11 protein-coding genes are annotated in these 11,636 nt (G+C 62.0%); 6 read left to right on the top strand and 5 right to left on the bottom strand.

Annotation, left to right across the window (positions count from 1 at the left end; all coding sequences use genetic code 11):
* The 3 genes from Y707_RS29780 to betT all read left to right on the top strand — a co-directional run.
* On the top strand, nt 1-221 hold a 221-nt coding region (locus Y707_RS29780), incomplete at its 5' end, for a DUF2867 domain-containing protein (RefSeq protein WP_035781341.1).
* The gene (locus Y707_RS0111285) at nt 218-1,648 is read left to right on the top strand and encodes a cryptochrome/photolyase family protein (RefSeq protein WP_026535171.1); all 1,431 of its coding nucleotides are present in this window, start codon (nt 218-220) and stop codon (nt 1,646-1,648) included. The genes Y707_RS29780 and Y707_RS0111285, both read left to right, overlap by 4 nt.
* 243 nt (nt 1,649-1,891) lie before the next feature.
* Nucleotides 1,892-3,922, top strand: a complete 2,031-nt coding sequence (betT, locus tag Y707_RS0111280) for a choline BCCT transporter BetT (RefSeq protein WP_026535170.1) — start codon at nt 1,892-1,894, stop codon at nt 3,920-3,922.
* Nucleotides 3,923-3,957: 35 nt separating this feature from the next.
* Here betT and Y707_RS25275 read toward each other — a convergent pair whose 3' ends face one another.
* Nucleotides 3,958-6,327 carry an MMPL family transporter gene (locus tag Y707_RS25275; RefSeq protein ID WP_051441896.1) on the bottom strand — a complete coding sequence of 790 codons (2,370 nt, stop codon included), beginning with the start codon at nt 6,325-6,327 and terminating at the stop codon, nt 3,958-3,960.
* An 84-nt stretch (nt 6,328-6,411) separates the two neighbouring features.
* On the opposite strand from Y707_RS25275, the gene Y707_RS0111270 reads away from it, so the two are divergent.
* Entirely contained in the window at nt 6,412-6,894 is a 483-nt protein-coding gene (locus Y707_RS0111270) for a MarR family winged helix-turn-helix transcriptional regulator (RefSeq protein WP_081744804.1), read from the top strand.
* A 65-nt stretch (nt 6,895-6,959) separates the two neighbouring features.
* Here Y707_RS0111270 and Y707_RS0111265 read toward each other — a convergent pair whose 3' ends face one another.
* From Y707_RS0111265 to Y707_RS0111250, 4 genes are all read right to left on the bottom strand, one after another.
* Nucleotides 6,960-8,135 (bottom strand): MFS transporter, encoded by a 1,176-nt coding sequence (locus Y707_RS0111265; RefSeq protein WP_026535168.1) that lies wholly within the window; start codon nt 8,133-8,135, stop codon nt 6,960-6,962.
* 42 nt (nt 8,136-8,177) lie between these two features.
* On the bottom strand, nt 8,178-8,774 hold the full coding sequence (locus Y707_RS25270; protein WP_081744808.1) for a PGPGW domain-containing protein: 597 nt from the start codon (nt 8,772-8,774) through the stop codon (nt 8,178-8,180).
* Nucleotides 8,767-9,612, bottom strand: coding sequence for an NAD-dependent epimerase/dehydratase family protein (locus tag Y707_RS0111255; RefSeq protein WP_026535167.1), 846 nt, complete (start codon nt 9,610-9,612; stop codon nt 8,767-8,769). The genes Y707_RS25270 and Y707_RS0111255 overlap by 8 nt, the downstream gene beginning before the upstream one ends.
* A 116-nt stretch (nt 9,613-9,728) precedes the next feature.
* The gene (locus tag Y707_RS0111250) at nt 9,729-10,280 is read right to left on the bottom strand and encodes a hypothetical protein (protein WP_026535166.1); all 552 of its coding nucleotides are present in this window, start codon (nt 10,278-10,280) and stop codon (nt 9,729-9,731) included.
* 132 nt (nt 10,281-10,412) lie between these two features.
* Between Y707_RS0111250 and Y707_RS25265 the strand changes: the two genes are divergently transcribed.
* Together Y707_RS25265 and Y707_RS0111240 are read left to right on the top strand one after the other, a co-directional pair.
* On the top strand, nt 10,413-10,793 hold the full coding sequence (locus tag Y707_RS25265; protein WP_035781339.1) for a hypothetical protein: 381 nt from the start codon (nt 10,413-10,415) through the stop codon (nt 10,791-10,793).
* Nucleotides 10,794-10,856: 63 nt separating this feature from the next.
* Nucleotides 10,857-11,297, top strand: a complete 441-nt coding sequence (locus Y707_RS0111240) for an SRPBCC family protein (RefSeq protein WP_026535165.1) — start codon at nt 10,857-10,859, stop codon at nt 11,295-11,297.
* Nucleotides 11,298-11,636: the final 339 nt, after the last annotated feature.

Raw genomic sequence — 11,636 nt, 5'->3', positions numbered from 1 at the left:
GCCTGCCGGGACGGGCATGGCTCGAACTCAATGTCGACGACGTAGACGAGGGCAGTGCCAGCGTCTATACCCAACGCGCAATCTTCTTCCCGCAAGGGTTGGCCGGCCGTTTGTACTGGCTCGCCGTCCTCCCATTCCACGGCAGGGTCTTTGCCTCGATGGCCGACAACATTGTCCGGACTGCAGAAAACAGCAGCCAGGCGGGACGTCCGGCCTCGTGACGACGACGGTTGTTTGGCTGCGGGACGACCTGAGGCTCCATGACAATCCGGCCCTGCATGAAGCTGCCGAAAGAGGCGGGCAGACTGCAGTGTTGTACGTCCTGGACGAAGCCAGGGATATCCGTCCACTGGGCGCGGCGGCGAGGTGGTGGCTGCACCATTCGCTGCAGGTGCTTGAGGAGAAGCTGCGCGGTACAGGGACGCAACTGATCCTGCGGCGCGGGAACGCAACCGTCGTCGTCAAGGACCTGGTGGAGGAGACCGGCGCGGAGACTGTGCTGTGGAACCGGCGTTATGGGCTGGCAGAACGCACGGCAGACGCGAACCTGAAAGAGTGGGCCCAGAAACAAGGCATCCACGCGCAAAGCTTCCAGGCCAACCTGATGTTTGAGCCGTGGCAGGTGAAGACCGGTCAGGGTGGGAACTACAAAGTATTCACACCGTTCTGGCGGGCCTGCCTGGCGCAACCGGAACCCAGGGAACCGCTGCCGGCGCCGGAAGAACTGAAACCGGCCAAGCTTGCCGGTACGAACAGGAAACCCTCCTCGGATAATTTGGACGCTTGGCAATTGCTACCCACGGCGCCGGACTGGGCCGGTGGGTTGCGCGCGGAATGGACGCCGGGGGAGGTTGGCGCGCATCAGCGGCTGGATGAGTTTCTCGATGAACGCCTCACAGACTATGTTGACGGAAGGGAACGCCCGGACAAGGAGTCGACCAGCCGGTTGTCCCCGCACCTGCGTTTTGGGGAAATCAGCCCGTTCCAGATCTGGCACGCTGCCAAAGCCAGCCGGACTGCCGACGTCGCGCATGAACTGCAGACCTTCGGTTCGGAGGTTGGCTGGCGGGAATTCTGTTGGCAACTCCTCTACTACAATCCGGACCTGGCGTACCGGAACTACCGCAGGGAGTACGACGCGTTCGAGTGGGAGAAGGATACCGACGACGATGTCCGGGCCTGGCAGCAAGGGCGGACCGGCTACCCCATGGTCGACGCCGGCATGCGGCAGCTGTGGGAGACAGGATGGATGCACAACCGGGTCAGAATGGTGACGGCGTCGTTTCTGATCAAGAATCTTCTCGTCGGCTGGCGGGTCGGTGAACAGTGGTTCTGGGACACGCTGGTCGACGCCGATGCGGCGAATAATCCGGCAAACTGGCAATGGGTGGCCGGCTCCGGGGCGGACGCCGCGCCGTACTTCCGGATATTCAATCCGGTGACGCAGAGCCGGAAGTTCGACCCGGACGGCGCTTATCTACGGCGCTTCCTGCCGGAGCTGTCGGAACTGGACTCCAAGGACGTGCACCGCCCGTGGAACAGTCCCGGGGCTGCGGCGGCCGGCTATCCGATGCCCATCGTCGACTTGGGCGAAACCCGCCAGCGGGCGCTGGATGCCTATGCGAAAGTCAAGGACCGGTCCCGCTGACTAAACCGGTCAGCGGCAATACTGTTACTTTGTTACCGTGAAGGCTTTGGCGAGGTGCTCAGGGGAAAAGCCGGACGGCCAGCGAGGGTTCTCGTGAAGAAGAAGTAGTAGTCTAAATGCCAGTGACTGTGACATTCGCCACCACAGCTGACACGCAGTTTGCCCGTATCTCGCCAAGTACCGGGTTTCGCGGTCGCCAGACGGCCGTTAGCGAACAGTCTGACGAAGGAGCTTAAAGAGACGATGAGTGAAACAGCTTCCCCAACTGCAGAGCAAAACGATAGCGACCCCGGTCGCCAGACACTCAAGGGTTCGGCCCCGGTCCGGTGGCCTGTTTTCATCGCCTCGCTCGTTGGGATACTCGCGGTGGCCGTTTGGACGCTAATTGCTCCGAAACAAGCCGAAGCGGTCATCGGCACGATGGTGGCCTGGGTCTCCAATGGACTGGGCTGGTTTTATATCTCGTTGGCAACCGTCATCCTGGTCTTTGTAATTTATCTGGGGTTTTCGCGATTCGGGCGCGTGCGCCTCGGCCCGGACCACTCCCGTCCCGAATATTCGACCTTTTCCTGGGCCGCCATGCTGTTTGCGGCAGGTATCGGCACCGACCTCATGTTCTTTTCAGTCTCCGAACCAGTGGCACAGTATCTCAGTCCGCCCGTGGGACAAGGAGGAACGGTCGAAGCCGCGCGGGAAGCTACGTTCTGGACACTGTTCCACTACGGAATAACCGGGTGGGGCATGTATGCGCTGATGGGGTTGGCGTTGGGCTACTTCGCCTACCGCATGAATCTGCCACTGGCGGTGCGGTCGGCGTTATACCCGCTGTTCGGGCGCCGGATCAACGGAGTTCTTGGGCATGCGGTCGATACTGCGACCATTCTCGGTACGACTTTCGGTGTCGCGACCAGTCTGGGCATCGGCGTGGTGCTGCTCAACGCCGGCCTGAATATCTTGTTCGGTCTCGCGATCGGGATTGGCGCCCAAATCGGGTTGATTGTCCTCGCTGTTGTCATGGCCGCAGTCTCGGCCACTACCGGCGTCGACAAGGGGATTCGCCTTCTCTCGCAAATCAACGTGATCCTCGCTATAGCTCTGGCGGCATGGATTGTCATTACCGGAAAAACCGGATTCCTGCTCGCTGCCATCGTCACGAACATTGGCGACTTCATCAGCATGTTCCCCGGTAAGACGCTGGAGACTTTCGCATTTAGCGATGCCGACGAGTGGATGTCGCTGTGGACATTGTTTTTCTGGGCTTGGTGGATTGCATGGGCGTCGTTCGTCGGCATGTTCCTGGCGCGGATTTCGCGCGGACGGACAATCCGCGAGTTCGTGTTGGGCACATTGGTCATTCCATTTAGCTATATCGTGATGTGGGTTTCCGTCTTCGGCAATGCTGCGCTCGCCCGGGTCCGCAGCGGCGATCAGGAGTTCGCCGAGACGGCCGCTTCGGGCTCAGGCCTCGGATTCTTCAGTTTATTGGAGCAGTATCCGCTCTCCGGTGTAGTCATTGGCGTCGCGATCTTCGTGGGTTTGCTGTTCTATGTCACCTCCGCCGACTCAGGTTCGTTGGTCATGGGGAATCTGTCTTCATCCCTGCGTCACGTTCAAGAGGACTGTGCGCCTTGGCTGCGAATCACTTGGGCCGGTGTCACCGGTCTGCTCACAGTCGGCATGCTCCTCGTCGGCGGAATTACAGCCCTCCAATACGCCACCGTCATCATAGCGCTGCCATTCTCCATCGTCTTGATTTTGGTGATGATCAGTCTGCGCAAGGCGCTGCGCCTCGAGGCACGCCGGGCAGATTCCACCCCGCGCAGTGGTCCGCGTGTTCTGGCCGCACGATTCGAAGAGCGGGAAACGTGGAAGACACGGCTGGCCCGCGCCACGCACTATGTTGACATGGACGAGGCCCACGCCCATCTTGACGCCGTCGTCTCGCCTGCATTACGGGAGGTCGCCAAGGAGCTCAATGAGCGCGGTGTTCCGGCCCGTGTGCACACCGACGGCGAAGCAGACCATAGTGCCGTTCAACTTACGACCGATTCCTCCCAGTTCCCATTCGTTTACCGAGTGCAGTCCGAAAGCGTGCCGGTACCGGCTTATGGCGGTCGGATGGTCGGAGGCCGTGACGAGTACGCGCGTTTGGAGGTACACCTGTCCGACGGTGGGCAAGACTATGACGTGATGGGCTACTCAACGACCCAGCTGATTCACGATTGCCTTGATCACTACGAACGGCACTTGGAATTCTTAAGATTAGGCGATTAAGGCTTGTCAGTTCCGGGACGGAGACAAAGCGGGCACTAGCGCTGAAGTTCCGCCCCGGTTGTTAGGCTGGCTGAGCTTTTTCGATGGCGGCCGTGCGCCGCTTCGGGGTGTTTCTCCGAGCGCCACAGCCGGCCGGGCCACCACACTGCCGGTCCAATGTCGTATGCCAGGGCGGGTACCAGCAGCGAGCGGACGATGACCGTATCGAGCAGGACTCCGAAGGAGACGATGAACGCGATCTGGACCAGGAACAGGATCGGGATAACGCCCAGGGCGGCGAAGGTGGCCGCGAGGACTATACCGGCACTGGTGATGACGCTGCCGGTCTTCACCAACCCGCGCAGAATGCCGGCACGGGTGCCCAGCACCGCGGCTTCTTCGCGCACCCGTGTCATCAGGAAGATGTTGTAATCCACTCCCAAGGCGACGAGGAACACGAAGCCGAACAGCGGCACGGAGGCGTCGGCGCTGTCGAACCCGAAAACGTGGTTGAACACCAGCGCGGAGACGCCCATCGCTGAAGCGTAGGACAGCACCACACTGGCGATCAGCAGCACCGGCGCGAGGACTGAGCGCAGCAGCAGCATCAGAATCACCAGGATGACTCCCAACACCAGTGGAATGATGGTGTACAGGTCTTCCTGCGCCGCCTCATTGGTGTCCACGGCGATGGCGGTGGTACCTCCCACCAGCGCCCCTGGATCAGAATCGGGCAGTGTCTGGCGCAATTCAGTGACGACGTCCTCAGCTGCTTCGGACTCGACTGAGACCCCCAGGGTCGCATTGATCAAGACCCGGCCATCGCGTATCAGTGGCTCAGGTTCAACGGGGCCGGCACCTGGCTGCCCTTCCTGCCTCGCATCTGGAGGACCTTCCTGCCCGGCGCCCGGGGAACCTTCCTGCCCGGCGGCGGGACGACCTTGCTGACCGGTGACGTATGAGGCTGCGGCGATGTTGTCCGTTTGTTCCACCTCCGCCAGGACTTGCTGCGCCTGCCCCTCACTGGCGACGATCACCGCGGGACTGCCGGCCCCGGCGTCGAAATGTTCCGCTTGAACTTCCTGGCCGGCGACGGCATCGGATTTGGTCAGGATCAGCTCGGATTGGGGGACACCCGAGGCCTGCAGTTGGAGCACGCCGGCGGCAGCCGCCAGCAGCAGCACGAGGGTGCTGATCCAGGTAACTCTCGGCCTGGCCGCGACGAGGGAACCTACCCGTTTCCACAGTCCCTTCGACCCTTCGAGGCCAAGTGCCTTTGCTGACACTTGGCGATCCGGCTGGCCATTTTGGTGTCCACGCAGGTCCAAAGCGGCCGTTTCGGAATCGCCCTCCGCGACCTTGGGGCGGAAGGGCCAGAACGCCGCCCGGCCGAACAGCACCAGCAACGCCGGCAGGAACGTCAAGGCGGACAGCAGCGAGAAGACAATTCCGATCGCGGCAATAGGTCCGAGGCTCTGATTGGATTTCAGCTCGGAAAAGAGCAGGCACAACAGGGCGATAATGACCGTCAGCCCCGAGGCGAGGATAGGAGCGAACGCCGCTTTCAGGGCTTTCCAGATCGCTTCCCACCGCGAGGAATAGTCGAGCAGTGCTTCCCGGTATCTTGCCACGAGCAGCAGTGAATAGTCTGTGGCGGCTCCGATCACCAGGATGCTCAAGATTCCCTGGCTCTGGCCGCTAAGGGAAATCCAGCCCCAATCCGCGAAGTAGTAGACCAGCAGGATCGAGGCGCACAGGGCGAACACGGCTGAAAACAGCACTAGGAACGGCAGCAGCACCGCACGGTAGACAATCAGCAGAATGATGAAGACCGCCGCCAAAGCCACCGCCAGCAGGATGCCATCGATACCGGCGAATGCAGCCACCAGATCGGCCGTCAATCCAGCGGGGCCCGTGACGTAGGCGGAAGCACCGGACGGGACCGATTCATCCAGCACCGATGTCAGTTCCGTAATAACTACTTCGACGTCGGCGCTCTCCGCGACCGGAACAATGTACTGCACAGCCTGGCCGTCTTTGGAAGGAATCGGCCCTGCCACGCCACCGCCGTCGTCGGGCCCAAGGATACCTTCGACGGCGGCCAGCTCCCCGCCTATTTCGGCGTACCGCGGCAGCTCGGCTCGGGAAACGCCATCCTCTGACTCAATGACGACGACGGCCGGAATAGCCTCCGCGTCCCGGAACTTGGACTGCCACTGGGAAACCCGGGTCGATTCCGCGTCCGACGGGAGGAAGGAGGCCTGGTCATTGCTGGCGACCGATGAGAGCTTGCCGAACGTTGGTCCACCAAAACCGGCGGCCAGCAGCCATATGATGATGACGACGGCAGGCAGGAAAATCCGGAGCCAACGGCTGGTCTTTCCCGGTACTTCGCGGTTTTCCGACGTTTGGTGATGAGGGCGCATCAGCGATGTGCCGCGGCGACGCAGTATAATCTACCTTTACCGCAAAGTGTCTCCATGATGGAGATACTACATTGGAGTGATGGCATGTCAAAAGATGAACAGCACGGCGCGGGAGAGGGGCTGGACGCGACGGCGTCGTTGCTGATCCTGCTGCAGCAGTTCACCATGGAAACCGATCGCTTCATCAACGGCCTCAGCACCAAACATCACCTGCACCGCACGGACCTGAGCGCCCTGGGGTCAGTCATGGCAGCTCTGAGACGTGGAGAAGAGGCGACGCCGGGGAGACTCGGCCAGGAGTTGAACCTGAGTTCGCCTGCCACTACGGCCCTCATCGACAGACTGGACCGGGCAGGGCACATCACGCGCAGGCGCAGCGAAACCGACCGGCGCCAGGTTAATTTGGACGTTACGCCTCTCGCCCGGGAAACCGGCAAGGCGTTGTTCGGTCCGCTGAACGATCATCTGGGTGCTGTGGTCGCCTCCTATTCGGACGAAGAACGAGAGCTCGTCACCCGCTTCATGACCGAAATCATCGCTGCCACCATCCGCGCCCGGGAGGAATGAGCGGGCTGCTGGACCGTGGGAACGGGTGAGGGACGCTGCCGGACCGTGGGAAGAAATGAGCGTGGCTACGAGCGACCCCGCCGCAACGCGAACCACGAGGCGCCCGAAACGATAGCCAGCGTTACCGCCGTCGCACCGAAAACACCTGCAACGCCGGCAGCTGCAGCGACAAACCCGACGGCGGCCGGAATGCCGGACTGGCCGAACCGGTTGGCACTGAGCCGCAGCGCAAGCCACGTCCCGCGGGTGCCGGGCGGGGCCGCCAGCGAGATGACTGTCATTGTCAAGGGCTGACCGATGCCGAGCGCGAAACCGGCAACGACGAGGACCGCGCCCAAAGCCCAGACCGGCATCGGCACCGCCAACGCACCGAGCGCCAGCGCGGACAGTGCGGTCGAGGCGACAATGAGTTCAGACCGGCCGATCCTGGACACCAGCCCTCCCAGATAGAGGCGCGATGCCATCGTGGCCACCGCGCGGACGCTCAGCAGGATGCCGATGGCAGCCGCCGGGATGCCTCGTTCTACGCCAAGCGCGGGCAGGTAGACGGCGATCAGATCCACCGCGGCGAGGACCATCATGGACACCGCCATCGCGCCGAAGAGCTGCTTGCGGGCCGCCGGAGTGGTATCTGCCAAGGCATTCCTGAGCTTCTTCGGCGGGGGAGTGGCGGCCGGTCCGGTGCCCGGTTTCTGCCGGACCAGGAACACTGTCAGCACCATCATCAGCACGCAGGAAACGGTGTACGCGGCGAAGAGTGCGGTGGTATCGGGCACGACCTGGCCGCCGCCAAATACGATGATCAGCGACGGTCCGATGGCCTGCCCGGCGGAACCTGCAAACGTGTAGAGTCCGAAAGCCGAGTCGAGCTTTTTGGCGTTTCCGCGGGCGATCCTGCTCTGTTGTCCAATCACGCTCATCAGGTGGCCGAGGCCGAGGATGACGTTCCACAGCAGCAGCATGGCCAGCGATGACGACCAAAGAATAAGCCCGACGCCGGCACCCACCATGAGAACCGCACCGATGCCGAGGACGGCAGGTTCCCGGCCGGCGTCGGTGGCCCTGCCGACGAGGACGGCGACGAAGAGCGGGACAATGGCGAAACTGGCGGCGATTAGTCCGAGGTAGGCAGGTTCGACACCCAGTTCCAACGCGCGGTAGGCGGCGGCAGGGCGGACGATGTAGGCGGCGAGCTGAAGAAAAACGGCGTGGAACAGCAGTATCCACGGCCAGTTCTTCATGGTTGTATGCAGTTCCTTGTCGTTACGTTATTCGGCGGGCCGTTATTCCGCGCGCCGCGGTTCCTGGGCAGGCTCCCGGGCAGCTTCCCGCCAGTCAGCTTCTTCCCTGGCAGCTTCCTCGTGGGCGTCCCTTTGGACCTCCTTGGCGGACTCGTCCGCAGCTTCCTTTGCCGCCCTGATCGGATCCCGCTTCCGGCCGAACCTGTGGATGCTGTAAATGATCAGGGCGAAAGCGATCAGCCCGGAGAAAATCATCGTGCTGCCGGTGCCCCAACCGCCCGGAAGCCACCAGTCATCATGGATAGGCCACCACCCTGGCACCGCAGGCTGCAATCCCCAAACGATGCCGACGGCGATGATCCACACCCCGCCCAGAAAGCTGATGACGATCCGCGGCCAGGTTTTGACGCCGAGTGCTGCCGCGTGGAAAGCCTTGACCTTGATGGGATGCAACTGCTTCTCCGCCCACACGTATTGCTGGGAGAGCACCGCCAGACCGGCCACCACGGTGAGCAGGCCGGGGCCGGGCAGGACCAGGGCGCCGATACCCACGACCACCAGGGTCCAGCCGAGGATCTCGATACCGGTACGCCGCAGCCAGCCGGGCCGTTTACGCCGCGGGAGTTCGGATTTAACCATGCCGCTCACCACTCCCGGCAAGGACGGAACCGTAACCTTCGCGATAGGTCGGATAGCTGAACTCGAAACCGCTGCTCCGCAAAAGGGCATTACTGAGCCGCTTGTTTGAACCTCGTTTTGGAATCCTGCCGCCGGATGAAGGATGTGGCATACCGAGTTCAACGGCCAGGAACCCGAAAACGTCCCCTTGCGCGGCGGGTTCATTATCGACGCCCAGGTAGACCGGCGCAGGCGCGTCCACGGCAGTGGTCAAATGTACGACGGCGGCAGCAGCGTCGTCGCGGTGGATGCGGTTGGTGTATTGAGGGGTGAGCGGAATTTCTGCTGTCCCATTCCTTATCTGGTCAATCAGCCGCGCCCTGCCCGGCCCGTAAATGCCACCGAGCCGGAGTACGACGGCGGATGGCAGGCGGGCGTGCAGGAGGCGTTCCGCTTCGAGCAGGATTTCAGCTGTTCCGGAAGCAGGCTCAGGTTCGGTCGACTCATCAACCCAACTGCCGTCGTCGACCCCGTAAACAGCGGTTGAGGAGATGAGCAGGACCTTGTATGGTTTCGCGCCGCTCTGTGCCAGCGCATCGAGCAGGTTGTTCAGTGAATCCACGTAGGCCGAACGGTAGGCGTCTTCGGTGCGGCCGTCCGCGGAGGTCGCCATTACGACGATTGCGGTGTCCGCGGGCACTCGCGGGAGTTCACGGGCGAGATCGCAGCGAATTCCCTCAATAGCGCCGGGCAAAACTTCAGGGGAACGCCGCAACCCGACCACGCGGTGTCCGGCGTCGGCAAAGCGCAGGCCGATCTCAGTCCCGAGATCGCCGCATCCAGCGATGAGCACGGTCATGGCTGCACCACGTTCCGGCCAGCGGCCATCGCAAAATTCCCCATGCCTCAATACTAGGGGTCAGAGGACGATCCAGTAGAGCCGGAAGACCCGGACCGCTTTGATGACGGCCGTCTTTACTGCTCCGGATCTCCGGTGTTGTACCGGCTCAGGGGGCGCCCGCCCGCATTGGCCGGATCGTCGCTGCCATCCACCTCTTCCTCGTCGAGCGCATCGCCGAAGTCCACGTCGCCCGCTGCTTCGCCGATCGTCGGTTCTTCCGGCGCAATCTGCTCATCACCGGTGCGGTAGCGTTCCTCGGCGGTTTCGTCGCGCAACGTCTGGTCGGAGAGTTCGTCCTCCGCCGAGCCTGTCGTATTGTCCAGCGAGGTGTCACTCGTGGCGCCGAACTCCGTGACGCCGTCGGCCGTTCCGCCGTCGTACTCTGCTGCTTCATCCGTGGTTACGTCCGAAGCCGCACCACCTGAAATCAATGGGTCCTGCTGCCAATGCTCCGGGTCGTTTTCGGCTGCCTGCGGATAGCTGTCCGGTTGCACCTCCTCGGACTCGACCGTATTCTCGTCGCTCTCGACAATTTCCGGCGGAACCGCATCGACGTTTTGGTCCGGAATGTCCGTCTCGTCGTCTCCGACGATTGTCAGGTCGTCTTCGGGTTTCTGCTCAGTCATGATGTGCCCTTTCGACGTAGGTCCATGCCGTTCAGCGTACGGTGCTAAGTATACTGACTACCCCCGTCCGGATGTCGAGTGACGGCTCTTACGGGTGATAACGGACGCCGTCGAAGGCGGTATCGTTGATACATGACACGACGTTATTCTGCCCTTCTGCTGGTGCCCTTTGCCCTGTTCTTGGCGGGCTGTGGTGAGGTGGAGCAAGCCGTGAACGATGCTGCCGACGAGGCCGTTTCGGACGCCACCCAAACTGTTGAAGATGCCGCTACCGATGTCGCAGGTGCAGCGACCAGCGAAGTCGTAAAGCAGATCTGTAAGCCGTTGCAGGATGGCCAGATCAGCGCCGAGGACCAGCAGTTCTTGTCGGGACTCGTTTCCGGTGCTGAATCCGCCGGGGTCCCCGACGGAATCGTCAATCCGTTGCGCGAGATTGCGGACGCGGGAGACCAGGTTCCGGCGGAATCCGTTGAGGCGCTCCGGAAGAAGTGTGACGCATACTCAGGGAACTAGCCAGACAACCAACCATCCGCCACTACGGTGAGCGGGAATCGTCCTCCAGCAACCAGGACTGACATGAATGTAGATGTCGAGACCGCGATTGATATCCAATGTTCACGGTTGGAGGTGGCCGCGTTCGCTTCCGATCCCAACAACGCGACGATCTGGTACAAGAACATCAAGACCGTGGAATGGATGACAGAGAAGCCCCTCGCCGTCGGATCCCGGTTTGCCTTCGTGGCCCATTTCCTCGGCCGGCGCCTCGCTTATACGTACCAAGTCCGCGAGTTCGAGCTTGGAGAACGGTTCGTCATGAGCACGACGGAGGGGCCGTTCCCCATGGAGACGATCTACCGCTGGGCGGATGCGCCAGACGGCGGAACCCACATGACGTTGATCAACCGGGGCGAACCGTTGGGCTTCTCGAAGCTGGCCGCACCGGTGATGTCGGTGGCGATGCGCCGTGCCAACAACAAGGACCTCAAACGGCTCAAGAAGATCCTCGAGGCGCAGTAACTTCGGCATCTGGTCGTCTCGGTCGTTCTGTGCTCTTGCGTTTGCTCGCGTTGGCGACGCGTCGCGGTGACCCGCCGCGGCTGACCGTCGTGGGTGACCCCTCGCGGTCGGCCGACGGGTGGCTTCCGCCGGCGGCAACGAAAATTCGCTCGTTCCTCACGAATTATTAAAGCCGCCTCACGGAAGCCAGGGCTCTGGCATTTGGTGTAGCGCTCCTTGACCAGCGACAAGGTAACCCGTGCCGACACGGCTGGTGGTTCGTTATCGTTTCGTAATGCTTACCCGTCCAGACATTCGAAAACTGTCGGTGGCGGGTCGTAGCGTTGGTGACATGAAGAA

The sequence above is a fragment of the Arthrobacter sp. H14 genome, assembly GCF_000520495.1.
Classification (GTDB): domain Bacteria; phylum Actinomycetota; class Actinomycetes; order Actinomycetales; family Micrococcaceae; genus Arthrobacter_C.
The sequence above is the reverse complement of the archived record's forward strand: the minus strand, read 5'-3'. Positions and strand labels throughout refer to the sequence as shown.